This is a genomic window from Paramesorhizobium salinisoli (assembly GCF_003335045.1).
Classification (GTDB): Bacteria; Pseudomonadota; Alphaproteobacteria; order Rhizobiales; family Rhizobiaceae; genus Paramesorhizobium; species Paramesorhizobium salinisoli.
This window is the reverse complement of the sequence record NZ_QOZG01000005.1, coordinates 325,815-343,694: the sequence shown is the minus strand read 5'-3', so window position 1 is coordinate 343,694 and position 17,880 is coordinate 325,815. Positions and strand designations below refer to the sequence as shown.

Sequence of the window (17,880 nt, the reverse complement as noted above, 5' to 3'; positions counted from 1 at the left end):
TCTACGCTGCAGCAGGCTCCCGCTGATCCCTCAGAAGCTTGCTGGCCGCGTCCGCGGACATGGGCTGGCCGAACATGAAGCTCTGCACATATTCGCAGCCGAGCTGGCGCAGATGCAGTGCATCGGTTTCGTTCTCCACGCCTTCCGCCACCGCGGCGAGACCCAGATCATGCGCCATGCTGACGATGGACCGCAGCAGCGTTGCCTTCTGCGCCTGATCGCCCCTGACGAAGGAGCGGTCGATCTTGATCATGTCAAAGGGAAAGCGGGTGAGATAGGAGAGTGACGAATAGCCGGTGCCGAAATCATCGAGCGAAAGCCCGACACCCATCGCCTTGAGGCGCGCCAGGACGTGCGCCGACTGTTCCGGGTTCTCCATGATGACGGATTCGGTGAGTTCCAGCTTGAGGCTCCCCGGGGTGATGTGGGTGCGCGAGAGCACCGAGCGCACATCGTTGATGAGATCCTGGCGGATGAGCTGCGTGCTCGACAGATTGACCGAGACGAAGATATCCATGTCGGGAAAATTCTCGCGCCAGGTGAAGACATCCTGGGCCGCGTGCTGCATGGCGAAAAGGCCTAGCTGCACGATGAGGCCCGAGCTTTCCGCGATCGGGATGAACTCGGAGGGCGGAACCGAACCGCGCCGCGGATGCTCCCAGCGCATGAGCGCTTCGAAACCGGCTATGCCGCCATCCTCAAGCCGCACGATGGGCTGATAGACGAGGCCGATCTCCTGGCGCTCGATGGCGCGGCGAAGATCGGATTCCATCTGCAGCTTGTCGCTACCGATGGCGCGGAATGCCGGACGGAAGGGCTCGATGCGGTCGCCGCCGAACCGCTTGGCCTGATACATCGCAAGTTCGGCATCCTTGACCAGATCCTCGGCACTCGCCGCCGCCGCCGTCCACGTGATGAGGCCGATCGATGCGGTCAGCACGATCTCGCGCTTGGCATAGGAGATCGGCGCGTGGACAGCCTGTTTCAGCGCCTCGGCGAATGCCGCGATGCGTGCGGGATCATTTTCGGAGGTGAGGAGCAGGCCGAACTGGTCGGAGGCGAGGCGCGAGAGCGTATCCTGAGGCTTCAGCAGGCGGTGCAGGCGCCTGGAGATGGTCAGCAGGATCGTATCGCCCGCCGACATGCCCAGGCTGTCATTGACCTGCTTGAAGCGGTCTATGTCGATGACGAAGATCGTCGGCCTGAGCTTGCTCTCGTTGCGGGCCATGTGGATGACATTGTTCAGCCGGTCGAGGAACAGCTCCCGATTGGGCAGCCCGGTCAGATTGTCATGCACGGCATCGTGCAGCAGCCGTTCTTCGGCCTTCTTTTGTTCAGTGACGTTGATCAGCGTCCCGACACAGCGCACGATCTCTCCATCGGAGCCGATGACGGGGCGGGCGCGGAGTGCATACCAGTGGTAATGCCCGTCGCTGGCGCGCAAGCGGAAGGTCTGCCCGATGCGTCCGCGCCGGTTTTCCAGAATGGCGTCGAGTGTCGAGCGGAACCGGTCGCGATCGTCGCTGTGCATGGCCGGCAGCCAGTTGCGCACCGGCCCCTGGAGCTGGCTTGCGCTGGAGCCGAGGAAGGTGCCGATATCGGGCGTCGTGACCACGCGGTCGCGCGGCACGTCCCAGTCCCAGACGATGTCGCCGGAGCCGATGACGGCAAGCGCCTGCCGCTCCATGTCGGAGAAAAGCCCGTGCTGCAGGGCGCCGCCGGCAAAGGCGTGCTGCATGACGGTAAAGCCGATGAGAAGCACGATCAGCACGAGGCCGCCGCCCAGCGCCGGCTGCACGATGTCATTGTCGAGATGGCCGGAGACGGTGAGCCAAGCTCCCACCAGCCAGAGCAGGATCAATATCCACGTGGGGATGAGCATGATCGCCCGGTCATACCCTTTGAAGGTGAGGTAGCCGATGATCGCCACGCCTGCGAGCCCGGTCAGCGCGAAGGAAAACCGCGCGATTCCCGAGGCGATCGGCGGATCGATGATGGCGACGCCGGCAAGGGCCAGCAAACCGAGAACCCATGTCAGCGCGCCATAGCTGAAATGATCGTGCCATCGGTTGAGATTGAGATAGGTGAACAGGAAGATCACAAGCGTCGCGGCAAGCGACACTTCGGTTCCCGCCCGCCAGACCTGTTCGTTGCCGGGCGTGATCGCCATCAGCTTGTTCCAGAACCCGAAATCGACGCAGATATAGGCGAGGACGGCCCAGGCGAGCGCAGCGGTGGCGGGAAACAGCGATGTGCCCTTGACGACGAAAAGAATGGTCAGGAACAGCGCCAGCAGGCCGGAAATGCCGAGCAGGATACCGCGATAGAGCGTATAGGCGTTGATCGTGTCTTTGTAGGCTTCCGGCTCCCAGAGATAGACCTGCGGCAAATTGGGGGAGGCGAGTTCGGCGACGAGCGTGACCACCGACCCCGGATTGAGCGTGATGCGGAAGATATCCGCATCGGGGCTCGCCTGCCGGTCGAGCGCGAAGCCCTCGCTGGGCGTGATCGAATTGATGCGGGTCGAGCCGAGGTCCGGCCAAATGAAGCCCGATCCGACGAGGCGAAAATGCGGCGCCACGATCAGGCGGTCGATCTGCTCGTCGGTCGGGTTGGCGATGGCGAAGGCCGCCCAGTCGCCCTTGCTCCGCTTGTCGTTAGCCTGCACCTCGATGCGCCGCACGATGCCGTCGGGACCGGGCGCCGTCGAGACCTGGAAGCTCTCACCCTGGTTGCGGAAAATTTCCACCGCGCGGGAGAGGTCGAGCGCGGTATCGTCCTTCGATATTTTGACCGGTTCGAACGCAAGCGACGAACCGGCGCCGCCGGCGGCAAACAGCACGAGCAGGAAAATGCGGAGAAGCATCTGCAGCGGGCTGTAAAAATATCGTGACACTATCGGGTGACCTTGCTGTTGATCATGCGTTTGTCGTTTTCGAGCAGCGAATACAGGAAATGGTCCTGCCACATGCCATTGATTTTGAGATAGGAGCGTAAAAGTCCTTCTCTCTGGAATCCGGCTTTTTCGAGAAGCCGAATGGATCGTGCATTATTGGGAATACATGCAGCTTCGAGCCTGTGCAACCGCAACTGGTCGAACGCGAAGGGGATAATCAGCCCCATGGCTTCGGTCATGTAGCCATTGCCTGCAAATGGCGCACCGCTCCAGTAGCCGATCTGGCCGCATTGGGCGACGCCGCGGCGGATATTGCCGAGCGTAATGCCGCCGACGAGCCTGTTGTCGGAATTGCGGAAGATGAAGAAGGGATAGCCGGTTCCCGATTGCGACTCTTCCTGATAGCGCCTGATCCTCAGGCGAAAGGAACCGCGCTCCAGATCGCCCTCGTTCCATAGCGGTTCCCACGGCGACAGGAACTCCCGGCTTTCCGCGCGCAGATTTGCCCATGCCTTGTAATCGCTGCTCAAGGGCTCACGCAGATGGGCGCGCGCGCCGCGGAGCAGGAGTTGGTTGTGCCGGATGAAGGGCAGGGCGATCATTGCCGCGCCCGATGGTCAGACGGCGATCTTGCGAGGCTGCGACCTTGTAGAAAGCGCATCCCGCACGCCATCGAAATGCATCAGTTTTCCAATCGGCCCCACCGCTGCGACCGTCGGTTTGGTATCGAGGAAAAGCCTGCCCGCAAGATCGGTAAGCCGCTCAGCCGTGATCAGGGAAAGCCGTTCCAGCAATTCATCGTTGTCCACGGGCTTGCCATAGAGAAGGATTTGCCGGGCCATCTGGCCGGCACGGCTGGCCACGCTCTCCTGCGACATCAAAAGGCTGGCGCGGTATTGTGCCCGGGCGCGGTTCACCTCTTCTTCGCTGATGTTCTGGGTGGCCTGGTGGAGTTCGTTCAGGATGACCGGAATAAGCTCGTTCAGATCGTCGCGTCCCGTTGCCGCGTGGATACCGAAAAGGCCGGTATCGGAAAAACCCCAGTGGAAGGCATAGACCGAATAGCAAAGGCCGCGCTTTTCCCGGACTTCCTGGAAAAGCCGTGACGACATGCCGCCGCCAAGCACCATCGCGAGGATCTGCGAGGCGTAGAAATCGCGCACGTGATAGGCGCGGCCCTCGAAGCCGATCAGCACCTGCGCATCCATCAGGTCACGGTTTTCACGGAAGTCGCCGCCGACATAATGGGCAAGCTCCGGCATCTTGGCGGTCGAGTGGGCCCGAAATCCGCCAAGTCGCTTTTCCACTTCGCGGACGAAAGCATCGTGGTCGATGGCTCCCGCCGCCGTCACCACCATGCGGTCGGCGCTGTATTGCTCGTCCATATAGGTGCGCAAATTGGCGGAGGTGAATGTCTCGACCGTCTCCGGTTCGCCGAGAATGGCCCGGCCGACGGGCTGGTGGCGGAATGCCGCTTCGGTGAAATGATCGAAGACGATGTCGTCGGGCGTGTCATGCGCCGCACCGATCTCCTGCATGATGACATGCTTCTCGCGGGCGAGTTCATCAGGATCGAATTTCGAGCTGGTCAGTATATCCGACAGGATATCGACGGCGAGCGGCACGTCGTCGCGCAGCACGCGCGCATAATAGGATGTCGTTTCGACACTGGTGGCGGCGTTGATCTCGCCGCCGACATTCTCGATATCCGCCGCGATCTGCCAGGCGGAACGCTTTTGCGTGCCTTTGAAGGCCATGTGTTCAAGAAGATGGGCAATGCCGTGCTGGTCGTTCGCTTCGTTGCGCGAGCCGGCCTTGACCCATATTCCGAGGGCGACGCTTTCAACATTCGGCATGGCCTCGGTCGCGATCGTCAGCCCGTTGGAGAGGCGGCTTACTTCAACACCCATTACTGATTAACTCCCTCCCGTTAGAGAGCCGCGCGCCCAATTGGACGCGCAAAGGACGCTCTAACGCTTTGAAATGCTGCATAGTTTATCCTTAAATTGATTCCGATTTAAGGAGTTATGCAGTAGGCTCTTGAATTGCGGCTTATGTGATCTTCCACGATTTTTAGATCGTTGGGAAGCACGGTAAATTTTTCTTTTCTTTCCATAAGATCTCCAAACCGGCCCGGCAGCTCAGGCGCCATGCCGCTGGCCTGAGCGACCGCATCGGGGAATTTAGCCGGATGAGCAGTCGCAAGGATCACCATCGGTACTCCATCTGCCCGTGCTTTGTCGATATCGCGCGCAACCTTGACGCCGATGGCCGAGTGTGGATCGAGGAGATAGCCATCGGTTTCAAGCACCGAGCGGATGGTCTCCGCCGTTTCCGCCATCGTGGAGCGCCCGGCGTCGAACTCGCCGCGAATCCGCTTGAGCGGCGTGTCCGCGATGGCGAAGCCGCCGGACTGCTTGAGCCCGTCCATCAGCCTTCGGACCGCAGCCCCATCGCGGCCATGCGCCTCGAACAGCAGCCGCTCGAAATTCGAGGAAACCTGGATATCCATCGACGGCGAGGTGGTCTGGACCACGCCCCGCGTCTCGTATGCGCCGGACTGCAAAGTGCGGTAGAGAATATCGTTGTCGTTGGTCGCAGCGATCAGCCGGTCGATCGGCAGGCCCATGCGCTTGGCGACGTAACCGGCGAAGATGTCACCGAAATTGCCTGTGGGCACTGTAAAGGAAACCGGGCGATCGGGAGCGCCGAGGGAAAGCGCTGCCGTGAAATAATAGACCACCTGCGGCATGATGCGTGCCCAGTTGATCGAATTGACGCCGGAAAGCGACAGCGCGTCGCGGAAGCGCAGATCGTTGAACATGCCTTTGACGAGCGCCTGACAATCGTCAAAGTTTCCCTCTACCGAGAGGGCGTGGACATTCGGCGCGGTGGAACTTGTCATCTGCCGCTGCTGGACAGGGGAGACGCGCCCATGGGGGAAAAGGATGAAGATGTCTGTCCGGTCGCGGTTGGCGAAAGCCTCGATGGCCGCGCCACCGGTATCGCCGGACGTCGCGCCGACGATGGTGGCCCGCTCACCGCGTTTGGCAAGCGTGTAGTCCATCAGCCGCGCCAGCAACTGCATCGCCACATCCTTGAAGGCGAGCGTCGGTCCGTGGAAGAGCTCCAGGACGAATTCATTCGCACCGGTCTGCACCAGCGGGCAGACGGCCGCGTGGTGGAAGGTGGCATAGGCCTCACGAACCATGCGCTCGAAATCGGCCTGCGGAATTTCGCCGCCGGTAAACGGCGTCAGCACGCGGATGGCGATGTCGGCATAGGATTTTCCACGCATCGCGCGGATCTCGTCAGGCGAAAGCGTCGGAAATTCCTGCGGGAGATAAAGGCCGCCGTCACGGGCCAGTCCGGCCAGGAGCGCATCGCAAAATCCCAGAACCGGCGCTTCGCCGCGGGTACTCACATATTTCATGTCATCCTGGCCTTGTATAGCAGTTCCCGTTGTCGCTTTGTTTTCGGCACAGCTTCAGGGGTGGGGTTGCCCTATCAGCTAAAAAACGGGAAAACGTCATCGCGCGATCCCCGTGGCATTGGTCCACGGACGTTGGTATAGAACAGGTTCATTAGTGCAGGGAAGTCCGGTTCATGGGTAAAACATCATACAATCGTTCCGCATTTCATCAAGTTTTTGCGATGGCGCTGGTTTTGACGGCCGCCGGCTGCACGACGAAGGGTGACGGATCGGGGACCGCCGGGAGTGGTTTGCCTTCCACGTCAGGTGAACAGAAGGTCAAGGAATCCGAACTGACTGCCTACTGCCCCAATATCACGCTGCGCGAGGGAACGGCCTTCTTCAACACCTACGAGAAGGGCGGCGAGAAGGATAATGCGCGCATTATCTACCAGGCAGCCATCACCGATGTGACGCGCGCCTGTCAATATGCGCCGGGCACCACCACGATGGATGTGGCCGCGGCAGGCAAGATCGTTCCGGGGCCGCAGTTCAAGGCAGGTACGATCACCATGCCTATCCGCGTCGTGGTCCAGCAGGGCGATGCCGTGCTCTATTCAAAGCTGCACAAACATCAGGTCAGCGTTTCCAACCCCTCCAGCGCGACGCAGTTCGTCTTCAATGACCGGGCGATCAGCTTCCCGACGCCAGCGCAAAAAGACATTCAAGTCTTCGTCGGTTATGACGAAGGGCCCTATAATACCAAGTAAGATAACTTCAGTGAAAACACCTGGGGCGAATGAAGTAACGCGCCCCTGGTCGAAGCCTTCCCTTGAGATAGTTTGTTTTTCATGGTCGCGCCGCTCATCTAACGTATATAAGTGAGCGGCGCGCTGGATATTCGCACCACCAATACAAAAATTTAACTATAATGCGGTTTTACTCTCTCTCGGGATGGGTAGGGCTGCAGGCTTTATGGGTATGGCTGCGAAGTTTTGACTGCGTGACGCACAGGAATGCCCGTGAACGATCGTTTGCGCCCTATCTTTCGGTCCATCCCCCTTGTTTTGCTGATGGCAATTTTAACATTGGTCGGGGGATGGCTCGGCTACGCGCTGGGAAACCGGATATGGTTAACTGCCGACCGCGAGGCGCTGGCGAGTTATTCAGACCAGTTGCTGGGACATGCCACCGCTGTCATCGAAGAGACGAACAAGGCGCTTGACGACACCAATGCTGCGCCTCCGCCCTATTGCACGCCTGCTGAAATCGAGTTTTTGCGCAACATGCTCTTTGGTTCGCGCAACCTCAAGGACATAGGGCGTGTCAAGGATGGCGCTCTTTTGTGTTCCACCTTGTTGGGCGTTCCCAGCGGTCACGTGCCAATGCCGAGCGTGCCCTATGTCGAACTGCCTGATGGAACGCAGATCTTCCCCGATACGCCGTTGGCGGTCTCCAACTCCACGGCGACCATCATAGGTCGCGGAAATGCCGATGTGGTCATCGATCCCCGGGCGCTCGATACGTGGAAAGACCCGCCCTACCATTTTGCCGTCTATTACGGTGATGTTGAAAAGGGACAAATCGTCAAGATGTTCGGCGACATGGAAACCAGCGCCCCGGCACCGGCCGAAGGGGTGATCTGGAGCCATGGAGCCGGCGTTCTTCGCCGCGATAGCTGTTCCACGGCCTCGGGCATGTGCATATCCGTCTGGGCCAGCCTGAGCGATCTCGACGCGTCGAACCATGGCTTCGTGGATGCGGTCATGCTGCTCGGCGGCGCGCTTGGCGCGCTCGGGGCATTGGGCTGGATAAATTTCAACCGTCGCGATCAATCGCTGATGGCCCGGCTTTCCAGAGCGCTTAACCGGCAGGAAGTGACCTTACTCTATCAGCCGGTGGTCAATGTGCGCGACGGGAAGATTGTCGGCGCGGAAGCGCTGGTCCGCTGGCAAAGCAATGGTGATTTCGTGCCGCCCGACGTCTTCACCGCTATCGCTGAGCAAAAGGGGATGGCCGGCCGGATCAGCCGTTATGTGTTTGATCGAATGATCGACGAAATGGCCGAAACGCTTCGCCTGCATGAAGGCTTCCGCATAACCATCAATATAGTCGCCGCCGATCTGAGCGATCCGAAATTCTTTGCAGCGCTCGAAGACGGCCTGCACCATGCCGGACTGACCCCACACCAGATCGGGATCGAACTGACCGAACGTTCCACAGCCGATTCCACCGCAGCCATCGAAGGCATCGCCCGGCTGCGGGCACGCGGACATGTGGTCTATATCGATGATTTCGGCACCGGCTATTCGAGCCTTGCCTATCTCGGTCAACTGAATGTCAATGTCCTGAAAATGGACCGTGCCTTCACCCGCACGGTGGGAACGGACGCCGTGACGGTGAGCATCGTGCCGCAGATCATCGACGTGGCGATCAAGCACAATCTAGACATCGTCGTGGAAGGCATCGAGACCGAAGCGCAAGCCGAATATTTTCGCAATCTTCCTGTACCCGTCATGGGGCAGGGCTGGTATTATGGAAAACCTGTTCCCGCTGCTAAGCTTATCAAGCTGCTGGAGCAGCAGGACGGGATCGTCAGCAGCAAGAGGGGCCCTAGAAAAGGCCTGCATCACCGGCATAGGTCCAACACGGATTGAAATTTCGATTAGATAAAAGTTGATTCAAAAATAGCTGCTCACCTCAGGAGAATATCAACCGGCTCGCGTTAGTGTCCCTGCCATGAAACCACGATACGAACGCATTTTCGAACCGACCGACACCTGGGCCATCTTTGATTCGGTCACGGGCATCCCGGTTATTATGGGCACCAAGCTGATGATCGGCCTTTCGCTTGAGGAGGCCGAGGAAACACTCTCGATGCTCAACGCCCCGCCGAAAGGCAGGAAAAGGTCTGCCGCTTGACAGGCAGGCCGTATGACAGGGCAGGCCGTTTATTGCCCTGATCTGGTCTCGCCTCGTCCTGCCAGAAGCTTTTCTCAATTCCGCGCGGCACGGGAAGCAACATTCTCGCTTCCCGACGACGGTAGAATTCCCGGGGGATCTCCCCCGAGGGTTCATTCCGTTGCATCAAACGTGCAATAGCGACGTGAGGCGTTAAATCGCTTCGGACCAGACCGACATCGCCTCGATGACGGCGGGCAAATCCTGGTGGCGGCTGATGACCGTTTCCGCGCCCGCATCCATCAGCCGGTCCGCGTGTCCGGGATAGCTATGCGCTCCGCCGGTGAAGCCGATGACGCGCATTCCCGCCGCGCGCGCGCCATGGATGCCATGGACCGAATCTTCGATCACGATGACGTCCCTTGGATCGACACCGAATTTTTCCGCCGCATGGAGGAACACATCGGGCGCGGGCTTGCCCTTCTTGGTCCCGACCTCTCCAGCGGCGAAGATATCGGGCGCGAAGAGATCGTAGAGCCCGGTGCGGGTAAGCATCAGCTTCAGTCTCTTGTTCGATGAATTCGAGCAGATGCACTTGGGATAATGCAGCTTGGCGACTGCCTGCGCGATACCGTCGATGGCGAGGACTTCGTTCGCCAGTCTTTCGTCAAGAATCCGGTCGGATTTCTCGATCAGCGACGCTGAAATCGGAATTCCGGCTTCGCGTTCCACCATCATCAATATATTGGGCCAGGTCAGGCCGGAAAACCGCTCGGCGATTTCATCAGGTTCGATCGGATAGCCGGCGTCGGTCAGGAGTTCAGACTCGACCCGCGCCGCGATGATTTCCGAATCGACCAGAACGCCGTCGCAGTCGAAGATGATGAGCTGGGGTGCCGTCATGGTCTGCAATCCTGTCATTGCAAAAAAGGAGATAGAAACGAGTGCCCCCGGGCTTTCGACCGGGGGACATGGCGCTTGGGCTACACCTTTATAGCCCAAGCGTCAAAGTTTTATGGCTGCGAGCAGCAATCCGCCAACAATCCACTTGTGGCTTAACCCCATATTTACCCTGTCCGGTAACCATAAGGATCAGTAAAGCGTCCTCCAGTAGCCGAGTATCTCATGTCTGTTGTTCGTATTGTGAATGAGTTGCCCCAGGCGGCACCGCAGTCCTCCTGGCTCGACACGATCCTCAAGGGCGATTGCGTCGCAGCTCTCGAGCGGCTTCCCGATCACTCCGTCGATGTGATCTTCGCCGATCCGCCATACAACCTCCAGCTCGAAGGCGACCTGCTTCGCCCCGACCAGTCCAAGGTAGACGCCGTCGATGACCATTGGGATCAGTTCGAAAGCTTCCAGGCCTATGATGCCTTCACCCGCGCCTGGCTTCTCGCCTGCCGCCGGGTCCTCAAGCCCAATGGAACCATTTGGGTCATCGGCTCCTACCACAATATCTTCCGCGTCGGTGCGTCGATGCAGGATCTGGGCTTCTGGATGCTGAACGACATCGTGTGGCGCAAGACCAATCCGATGCCGAATTTCCGCGGCCGCCGTTTCCAGAATGCCCATGAAACCATGATCTGGGCCTCGCGCGACCAGAAGGCCAAGGGCTACACCTTCAATTACGAGGCGATGAAGGCGGCCAATGACGATCTGCAGATGCGTTCGGACTGGCTTTTCCCAATCTGCACCGGCGGTGAACGGCTGAAGGATGAAAACGGCGACAAGGTTCATCCGACCCAGAAGCCGGAAGCGCTGCTTGCACGCGTGCTGATGGCATCATCGAAGCCCGGCGACGTGGTCCTTGATCCGTTCTTCGGAACGGGAACGACGGGCGCAGTCGCCAAGCGTCTTGGCCGTCATTTCGTCGGAGTGGAACGCGAGCAGGCCTATATCGACGCCGCCATGGCCCGCATTGCAGCGGTCGAGCCGCTCGGCAAGGCCGAACTCACCGTCATGACCGGCAAGCGCGCCGAGCCGCGCGTGGCTTTCGTCAGTGTCATCGAATCGGGACTGCTGCGCCCGGGAACCGTGCTGAGCGACGCACGCCGCCGCCATGCAGCGATCGTTCGCGCCGACGGCACGCTCGCCGCCAATGGCGAGGCGGGGTCGATTCATCGCATGGGCGCCAAGGTGCAGGGCCTCGATGCCTGCAACGGCTGGACCTTCTGGCACTATGAGGAGGAAGGTCGCCTCAAGCCAATCGATGATCTGCGCAGCCAGATCCGCGCGCAGATGCTGCCGGCAGGAGCATAATATCAACAAAGTTCAGAGCGATGCTCTGATACCAATCGGACGAGACCTCCAGTTATAGTCTGATCCCGAAGCGCTTGAGGCCCGTCCTCAAGCGCTTCGGTGCTTTTGGGAGAGGCCGTTCGGCGTGAGCTATGATATCTCGATCCCTGCCTGCCGAAGATCGGTTTTCAATTGCTCCGGATCGATGAATTGCACAGCCTGCCAGCCGGCGGCCACGGCACCTTCGACATTGGCGAGCGTATCGTCGATGAACAGGGTTGCCGATGGTTCGAGATCGAACGCCCTGACGTGATATTCGTAGATCGCCTTGTCGGGCTTGAGCAGCCCGATATCGCCCGATACGGTCACGCCGCGGCTGTCCCGGAGGAACGGATAACGCACTTGCGCCTCGCGCAGGGTATCCGAAGCGAAATTGGTCAGCATCGTCACGTCATGACCGTCCCCGATCAGCCGACGCAGGATCTCGACGGTGCCGTCATAAGCATAGGGCACCATCTTGTGCCAGCTTTTGCGGAAGGCGCGGATGTGTTCGGCGCGATCAGGATGGGATTCGATCAGCAGCGCTTCGGCTTCGGGCCAGGTCCGGCCGCGATCCTGCTCGACGTTCCACTCATGCGTGCAGACATTCTCGAAGAACCAGCGCCGCTCGTTTTCATCCGGGATGAGGTCCTGATACCCCAGATGCGGATCATAATGGATCAGCACCTTGCCGATATCGAAGACGATGTGTTTGACGGGATGTTTTGCGGGTTGGCTCATGCGCTGTGCCTCTTCGGTGTAAATGCGTCCGGTATGGCCGCCGCTATCGCCTTTTTCATGACTGTGGGCAAGGCTTCACCGGGCAAATCCCCGGGGGAGGCCCACCAGCCGTCGGCCGCTGCCGCCTCAGCCACATTGTCTGCCCGATAGACCGAAAGCCGCAGTTCGAAATGGGTGAAGACATGGACGATGCTGCCGCAAGCCCTCCACCGCGCGGGGAAGGGGGCGGCATCGGCCGATGTTTCGCCGTCAATGCGTGCCGTCCAGTTCGTGCACGGTACTTCGGCCATGCCGCCGAGCAGCCCCGAAGCGGGGCGCTTGCGCAGGAAAACCGAACCGTTCCGCGATATGGCGATGAAGGCTGCGCCGAACCGCACCGGCCTGTCTTTCTTCGGCGCCTTTACCGGGAAAAGCTCCGGATCGCCTTCCGTGAGAACCCTGCAGTCGTCATTGACCGGGCAAAGCACGCAGGCAGGCCGTCTGGGCGTGCATATCATCGCGCCGAGATCCATCATCGCCTGCGCAAAATCACCGGAACGATCACTGGGGGTGATCGTCTGCACCTTGGCGCGGATCTCGGATTTTGCCGCCGGCAAGGGCGTGGATATGGCGAAAAGCCTTGTAATGACGCGCTCGATATTGCCATCGACAACGGCGGCTGGCTGGTCGAAGGCGATCGCCGCGATTGCCGCTGCCGTATAGTCGCCGATGCCGGGCAGCGCCTTCAGCCCCGCGATTGTCGATGGAAACACGCCGTTCAGTTCGTTCGCGACGATTTCAGCGCATTTCTTCAGATTTCGCGCTCGCGAATAATAGCCGAGGCCAGCCCACGCCCGCATCACATCATCATCCGTTGCCCCAGCCAGCGCGCCGACAGTCGGCCATCGCGTGACGAACGCCTGGAAAAAGGGTTTCACCGCCTCGACCGTGGTTTGCTGCAGCATGATCTCCGAGAGCCATACGCGGTACGGATCCGCGAGAACGCCCTGTGCACGCTCCGATGGCGTTACCCGCCACGGAAAAAGGCGGTGGTGGTCATCATACCATCGGAGTAATTGCTCGGCTCTGCGGTTCATCAATATTCTTTTCGGGAAGCAGCACTGGAAAACAGGCTAAAACTGAGAAATATGAATGTCATAGTCTCACGATAATGCCAACCGGTGCCGGTTTTTGTGCAATCGTCCGAAGCGATTTCGCTCGCCCTGTTGACATTCGAACCTATGCGTTTCACCGGTTGAACGATACTGAACCTGCTAAAGGCGATTCATTTGTCCATACCTGTCTATGTCATCAATCTTGACCGCTCAAAGGAGCGGCTGACGGCAATAAAGGACAGCGCGAAGCAGTTTGGCGTCGTGGTCCGTCGGGTGCCCGCCGTGGATGGTCGGGTTCTGCCGCAATCCGCTCTCGCAGATCTCGACGTTGGGGCATTCAAACGGCTCCACGGCAAGAATGTCATGCCAGCCGAGATCGGCTGTTATTTCAGTCATCTCAAGGCATTGCAGGAGATCGCCCAAGGCGATGAGCCGCATGCGGTCGTCGTCGAGGATGATGTTGAATTCACAGCTGATTTCACCCCCTTTGTCGAGGCCCTGTCGCGGGTGTCCGGCTGGGATGCGGTCAAGCTTGTCAATCACCGCACGCCGCTTTTTCGCCGCTTTCGGCAGGTCAATGCGGGTTATTGGATCGGACGATGCAGTCATGGTCCGCTTGGAAGCTCCGCCGCCTATGCAGTGACCCGCGAAGGCGCGAAAAAGCTTTTGGAGGCATTGAGGCCGATGCGGCTTCCCTATGATGTAGCGCTGGAGCGCGGATGGAGTGGGGACTATGCGATTTTTACGACCGACAAGCCGCTCGTGAGCCTCTCCAGGCAGGCACTCTCCACGATCGCCGACGGTAGGGCGGCCTATGCAAGAGCCAAGCTGCCGGCCTGGAAGCGCATCGGGACATTGATGTTCAGAGCAAGCGATTATCTCCGCCGAATGTGGTTTGCATGCGCAGTTGTTCGCCTGACGGGCAAAGAAAAATGAGTTTCAACAAGAAATCCTTTTTGATGCGGCGGCGTATCGACCCTTGGATCCTCGGCGCAGGCTCGGCAACGATGCCCATTCGGCTTGGCTTCGGTCCGATCTCCCTGTTTTTGTTCTCCTGCATCGGAATATATCTCATCTGCGGGCGCCATCGGGCTGCGCGTCCCTTTGCACGCAATTTCTACATCTGTGCCGTGCTTTACGGCATCTGGTCGCTAGGCCTGATCCTTTATCGCGGCGAACCGATCTGGGATAACCGGCAGATCGGCTATACCCTGCTTTTCTCCGTTCTGTCCTTTGCAGGCCCCGGCATGGTCCTGGTCCGCGATCCCCTGCGCGCTTTCGTCCTGGGCGCGCGCGTCGGGGTTACGCTTGCTTTTCTGACCGCCTTGACCATCGCCCTCATCTATGGCGGGCGCATCGGCGTCGGCGGCAACGCAGCCGTTTTCGCATTCGTCGCCGGCCTGGCGGCTATAGGCGCGGCGATCCCCATACCCAATGCGCCGCGCTATCTGCCGAACGGCCCGTATTATCTCGTTTTGGGAACGGCGGCAGTGCTGACCTCCGAAACGCGCGCCGTGCTGGCCGTCCTTCCGATCTTCGCCCTGATCGAAATTTTTATCTCCGTCAGCAAGTTTGCGCCCAGGATCAGGATGATATCCTATGCCGCCCTGTCGCTGGCGGCGTTGGGTCTGGCTACCGTAGGCCCTGTCGACCAAATCATTTCGAAACGATTTGTCGGGATCGTCGAATATTACGACACGGGTGACAAGTCCAAATGGGAAGACAAGATATCGGCCGATATCCGCTTTGCATTGTGGGACGGCGCAAAACAGGTCATCAGCGAACACCCGATCACCGGTGTCGGATCCTATGTGAAAATGGACATGGTTCGCGCAAAAGCCGGCGAAAACGCGCCGATGCTTGCTGGTTTCCGCCACGTTCACAATACGATCCTCGACGAATTGCTCAACGACGGCCTGATCGGGCTCATCCTTCTCCTTTCCTGTGCCTATTTCGGCCTGTCGCATATCTTCCGTCATTCCAGCAGCCCCGGAATGACGCGTAGCATCATCTATTTCATAGTCGTCTGCGCGACCTATGGCCTGCTGCACAACCCGCTGCTGCACGAGGTGACGATATCAGGCATCTTTTTCTATTTCGGCGCGCTCAACGCCGGCGCATCCCGTTTCATCATGGCGCAGCGCTGCCGCATGGGCAGCGTGCCTGAGAGAGGACAGACATGAAGGCGATCGTTACCGGGGCGGCCGGGTTCATCGGTTTCCACACGGCAAGGGCATTGCTGCGTGATGGCTGGCAGGTGGTGGGCATAGACGACCTCAATGCCTATTATCCCGTGGAACTGAAGGAAACACGCCTGTCCGTCCTGCAGGCGGAGCAAGGCTTTCGCTTTGCCCGCGCCGATATCTCCGACGCGGCGGCCTTGAAGGCGGCAATCGGTCCCGATGAGGATGCCGAAATCATCGTTCACCTCGCCGCGCAGGCGGGGGTGCGTTATTCCATCGAAAACCCGTCCGCCTATGTCTCGGCCAATGTCCAGGGGCAGGTGACTGTGTTCGAGCAGGCCTTGGCCATGCCGAAGCGCCCGCCCGTCGTCTACGCCAGTTCCTCCTCTGTCTATGGCGCGAACGAGAAGATGCCGTTCAGCGAGAGCGATATCGTCGACAGCCCGGTTTCCGTCTACGCCGCCACCAAGAGGGCGGGCGAGTTGCTGGCCCATTCCTACGCGCAGGTGCACGGCATGGCATCCGCCGGCCTGCGTTTTTTCACGGTATACGGTCCCTATGGACGCCCTGATATGGCGCCGTGGCTCTTCACCAGCGCCATCCTCAAGGGCGAGCCGATCCGCGTCTTCAACAATGGCCAGATGGCGCGTGATTTCACCTATATCGATGATATCGTCAGCGGTGTTCTCGGTGCTGTGAAACGCATTTTGCAACAGCCGCAGGCGACGGCACCGGTTTATAATCTCGGCAATAGCAGCCCCGTCGCGCTCAATGATTTCATCGCGGAGATCGAGAAGGCGACGGGCCGTGAGGCGATCAAGCAGCTCGAGCCGATGCCACCGGCCGACGTGCCGCGCACCTACGCAGATATCCAGCTTGCCGCCCGTGATCTCGGTTTCGCGCCGGTCACGCCGCTCGCCAAGGGAATTCCTTTGTTCGTCGAATGGTTTCGTGGCTATAATGGCAAGAGATGAGCGAAAAAAAAGAAGGCTATAGAGGGTTTCGGCCGCTGGCGGATATGGCATCGGGGGTTCTCGATCCTGTGCTGCGCAAGCGTGCGGGCATCAATCTGGCGCTTCTGCAATCCTGGGAAGATATCATCGGCTCCGCGCTCGGCGCGCAGTCGCGTCCGCTGAAGATCCTCTGGCCGCGCCGCGCGCATGAGGACGATCCGTTTCAGCCCGCAACGCTGGTCATCGCCTGCGAAGGCTTCGCCGCCATTCGCATCCAGCACGAAACCGGCGAGATCATCAGCCGCGTCAATGCCTTCCTGGGCTTCGCCGCGATCGGGCGCATCAAGATCGAGCAAAAGCCGGTGCCGAAGCCCGCGCCGCCGCGAAGGATGCAGCAGGCGGTGGTCGACGCCGCCTCGGAAAAGCATATTGAAGCGGTGACGGCTGAGATCGAGGATGACGGCCTGCGCGCCGCTCTGGCCAGGCTTGGCCGCAGCGTGATCGCGGAGAAGGCGAAGCGCGGATCCTGATCTTCACGAAAAAGTCAAAGATTTAAGGCTTTTTCTGCCTTAAAGGATTGCTGTCGCCCGTGTGAAATGATGCGGGTATTGTAATGGAAACAGATAACACGATAGGTGATTCGATGGCTGCACGATTGAGCCGCAGAAATGTTCTTTCCCTCGCAGCCATTTCTGCTGCGGGAATAGCGCTTGCCGCGTGCAGCGATTCCTCAGATCCAGTTGCCGGAATTCCTGATGCCACCACCACCTCCGCGACATCCGATGTGCCCGCCGCCGAAGGCACGGTCGATGTCGCGAAACTCTACGAGCCGGGCAAGCTGAAGGACATGGTTCTGGGCAAGGCCGACGCGCCCGTCACCATCGTCGAATATGCCTCGATGACCTGCCCGCATTGCGCGCATTTCGCCGAAACGACGCTTCCGGCCATTAAGACGAAATATATCGATACCGGCAAGGCGCGGCTCATCTTCCGCGAATTCCCGTTCGATCCGCGTGCCTCGGCGGCCTTCATGCTGGCGCGCTGCGCTCCGGAAGACCGCTACTTCCCGATGGTCGACGTGCTTTTCAAGCAGCAGCAGCAATGGGCGGCGGCGCCGAATGCGGAAGAACCCTTGATGCAAATCTCCAAGCTGGCCGGTTTTACACAGGAGTCGTTCAAGGCTTGCTTGACGAACCAGCAACTTCTCGATGATGTGAACGCATCGCGGGATCGTGGAGAGAAAGAATTCGGTATTACCTCGACACCGACTTTTTTCATAAACGGAAAGAAGTACACTGGAGCACTGTCGGTTGACCAGATGTCGGCAATCATCGACGGCCTTCTCTGACCTGCATTCGTTGCGGACGGGCAGGCCACCGGCCATGCTCGTTCTTTTTTCCTTGAAGCTGTTTGGCGATGAAGA

16 protein-coding genes are annotated in these 17,880 nt (G+C 59.5%); 9 read left to right on the top strand and 7 right to left on the bottom strand.

Going from position 1 to position 17,880, the window contains the following annotated elements:
- Position 1 precedes the first annotated feature (1 nt).
- The 4 genes from DUT91_RS13860 to thrC form a co-directional block, all read right to left on the bottom strand.
- On the bottom strand, positions 2–2,866 hold the full coding sequence (locus DUT91_RS13860; protein ID WP_114440981.1) for an EAL domain-containing protein: 2,865 nt from the start codon (positions 2,864–2,866) through the stop codon (positions 2–4).
- Between the two features lie 29 nt (positions 2,867–2,895).
- Positions 2,896–3,498 carry a GNAT family N-acetyltransferase gene (locus DUT91_RS13855; RefSeq protein ID WP_114440980.1) on the bottom strand — a complete coding sequence of 201 codons (603 nt, stop codon included), beginning with the start codon at positions 3,496–3,498 and terminating at the stop codon, positions 2,896–2,898.
- Between the two features lie 15 nt (positions 3,499–3,513).
- Positions 3,514–4,806 carry a M16 family metallopeptidase gene (locus tag DUT91_RS13850; protein WP_114440979.1) on the bottom strand — a complete coding sequence of 431 codons (1,293 nt, stop codon included), beginning with the start codon at positions 4,804–4,806 and terminating at the stop codon, positions 3,514–3,516.
- A gap of 107 nt (positions 4,807–4,913) precedes the next feature.
- The gene (gene thrC, locus DUT91_RS13845) at positions 4,914–6,329 is read right to left on the bottom strand and encodes a threonine synthase (RefSeq protein WP_114440978.1); all 1,416 of its coding nucleotides are present in this window, start codon (positions 6,327–6,329) and stop codon (positions 4,914–4,916) included.
- Between the two features lie 173 nt (positions 6,330–6,502).
- On the opposite strand from thrC, the gene DUT91_RS13840 reads away from it, so the two are divergent.
- The 3 genes from DUT91_RS13840 to DUT91_RS13830 all read left to right on the top strand — a co-directional run bounded on the left by DUT91_RS13840 (position 6,503) and on the right by DUT91_RS13830 (position 9,230).
- Complete coding sequence (locus tag DUT91_RS13840) at positions 6,503–7,078, top strand: hypothetical protein (protein WP_114440977.1); 576 nt, start codon at positions 6,503–6,505, stop codon at positions 7,076–7,078.
- Positions 7,079–7,381: 303 nt separating this feature from the next.
- Positions 7,382–8,965: an EAL domain-containing protein gene (locus tag DUT91_RS13835; protein WP_160113651.1), complete on the top strand. Its 1,584-nt coding sequence runs from the start codon at positions 7,382–7,384 to the stop codon at positions 8,963–8,965.
- Between the two features lie 82 nt (positions 8,966–9,047).
- Positions 9,048–9,230: a hypothetical protein gene (locus DUT91_RS13830; RefSeq protein ID WP_114440975.1), complete on the top strand. Its 183-nt coding sequence runs from the start codon at positions 9,048–9,050 to the stop codon at positions 9,228–9,230.
- 192 nt (positions 9,231–9,422) lie between these two features.
- Here the strand turns inward: DUT91_RS13830 and DUT91_RS13825 are convergent, their stop codons facing one another.
- Positions 9,423–10,112 (bottom strand): HAD family hydrolase, encoded by a 690-nt coding sequence (locus tag DUT91_RS13825; protein ID WP_114441217.1) that lies wholly within the window; start codon positions 10,110–10,112, stop codon positions 9,423–9,425.
- A gap of 222 nt (positions 10,113–10,334) precedes the next feature.
- On the opposite strand from DUT91_RS13825, the gene DUT91_RS13820 reads away from it, so the two are divergent.
- Positions 10,335–11,468: a site-specific DNA-methyltransferase gene (locus DUT91_RS13820; RefSeq protein WP_114440974.1), complete on the top strand. Its 1,134-nt coding sequence runs from the start codon at positions 10,335–10,337 to the stop codon at positions 11,466–11,468.
- A gap of 129 nt (positions 11,469–11,597) precedes the next feature.
- On the opposite strand, the gene DUT91_RS13815 is transcribed toward DUT91_RS13820, so the two are convergent.
- Positions 11,598–12,227 (bottom strand): HAD family hydrolase, encoded by a 630-nt coding sequence (locus DUT91_RS13815; RefSeq protein ID WP_114440973.1) that lies wholly within the window; start codon positions 12,225–12,227, stop codon positions 11,598–11,600.
- Complete coding sequence (mutY, locus tag DUT91_RS13810; RefSeq protein WP_114440972.1) at positions 12,224–13,303, bottom strand: A/G-specific adenine glycosylase; 1,080 nt, start codon at positions 13,301–13,303, stop codon at positions 12,224–12,226. Before mutY ends, DUT91_RS13815 begins: the two co-directional genes overlap by 4 nt.
- Positions 13,304–13,495: 192 nt before the next feature.
- Here mutY and DUT91_RS13805 point away from each other — a divergent pair, with 192 nt between their 5' ends.
- The 5 genes from DUT91_RS13805 to DUT91_RS13785 all read left to right on the top strand — a co-directional run bounded on the left by DUT91_RS13805 (position 13,496) and on the right by DUT91_RS13785 (position 17,805).
- Positions 13,496–14,257: a glycosyltransferase family 25 protein gene (locus DUT91_RS13805; protein WP_245419715.1), complete on the top strand. Its 762-nt coding sequence runs from the start codon at positions 13,496–13,498 to the stop codon at positions 14,255–14,257.
- Positions 14,254–15,504 (top strand): O-antigen ligase family protein, encoded by a 1,251-nt coding sequence (locus DUT91_RS13800; RefSeq protein WP_114440970.1) that lies wholly within the window; start codon positions 14,254–14,256, stop codon positions 15,502–15,504. The genes DUT91_RS13805 and DUT91_RS13800 overlap by 4 nt, the downstream gene beginning before the upstream one ends.
- Positions 15,501–16,478: an SDR family NAD(P)-dependent oxidoreductase gene (locus tag DUT91_RS13795; protein WP_114440969.1), complete on the top strand. Its 978-nt coding sequence runs from the start codon at positions 15,501–15,503 to the stop codon at positions 16,476–16,478. Before DUT91_RS13800 ends, DUT91_RS13795 begins: the two co-directional genes overlap by 4 nt.
- Entirely contained in the window at positions 16,475–16,987 is a 513-nt protein-coding gene (locus tag DUT91_RS13790) for a DUF721 domain-containing protein (protein WP_114440968.1), read from the top strand. Before DUT91_RS13795 ends, DUT91_RS13790 begins: the two co-directional genes overlap by 4 nt.
- 113 nt (positions 16,988–17,100) lie before the next feature.
- Positions 17,101–17,805 carry a DsbA family protein gene (locus DUT91_RS13785; RefSeq protein ID WP_114441215.1) on the top strand — a complete coding sequence of 235 codons (705 nt, stop codon included), beginning with the start codon at positions 17,101–17,103 and terminating at the stop codon, positions 17,803–17,805.
- Positions 17,806–17,880: the final 75 nt, after the last annotated feature.

Excerpts from the sequence above, each read along its gene's own strand:
- DUT91_RS13800 (WP_114440970.1), top strand. The coding sequence starts at position 14,254 with ATGAGTTTCAACAAGAAATCCTTTTTGATGCGGCGGCGTATCGACCCT.
- DUT91_RS13815 (WP_114440973.1), bottom strand. The coding sequence starts at position 12,227 with ATGAGCCAACCCGCAAAACATCCCGTCAAACACATCGTCTTCGATATC.
- DUT91_RS13840 (WP_114440977.1), top strand. The coding sequence starts at position 6,503 with ATGGGTAAAACATCATACAATCGTTCCGCATTTCATCAAGTTTTTGCG.
- DUT91_RS13835 (WP_160113651.1), top strand. The coding sequence starts at position 7,382 with ATGGCAATTTTAACATTGGTCGGGGGATGGCTCGGCTACGCGCTGGGA.
- DUT91_RS13855 (WP_114440980.1), bottom strand. The coding sequence starts at position 3,498 with ATGATCGCCCTGCCCTTCATCCGGCACAACCAACTCCTGCTCCGCGGC.
- DUT91_RS13825 (WP_114441217.1), bottom strand. The coding sequence starts at position 10,112 with ATGACGGCACCCCAGCTCATCATCTTCGACTGCGACGGCGTTCTGGTC.
- thrC (WP_114440978.1), bottom strand. The coding sequence starts at position 6,329 with ATGAAATATGTGAGTACCCGCGGCGAAGCGCCGGTTCTGGGATTTTGC.
- DUT91_RS13860 (WP_114440981.1), bottom strand. The coding sequence starts at position 2,866 with ATGCTTCTCCGCATTTTCCTGCTCGTGCTGTTTGCCGCCGGCGGCGCC.
- DUT91_RS13830 (WP_114440975.1), top strand. The coding sequence starts at position 9,048 with ATGAAACCACGATACGAACGCATTTTCGAACCGACCGACACCTGGGCC.
- DUT91_RS13850 (WP_114440979.1), bottom strand. The coding sequence starts at position 4,806 with ATGGGTGTTGAAGTAAGCCGCCTCTCCAACGGGCTGACGATCGCGACC.
- DUT91_RS13790 (WP_114440968.1), top strand. The coding sequence starts at position 16,475 with ATGAGCGAAAAAAAAGAAGGCTATAGAGGGTTTCGGCCGCTGGCGGAT.
- mutY (WP_114440972.1), bottom strand. The coding sequence starts at position 13,303 with ATGAACCGCAGAGCCGAGCAATTACTCCGATGGTATGATGACCACCAC.
- DUT91_RS13820 (WP_114440974.1), top strand. The coding sequence starts at position 10,335 with ATGTCTGTTGTTCGTATTGTGAATGAGTTGCCCCAGGCGGCACCGCAG.
- DUT91_RS13785 (WP_114441215.1), top strand. The coding sequence starts at position 17,101 with ATGGCTGCACGATTGAGCCGCAGAAATGTTCTTTCCCTCGCAGCCATT.
- DUT91_RS13795 (WP_114440969.1), top strand. The coding sequence starts at position 15,501 with ATGAAGGCGATCGTTACCGGGGCGGCCGGGTTCATCGGTTTCCACACG.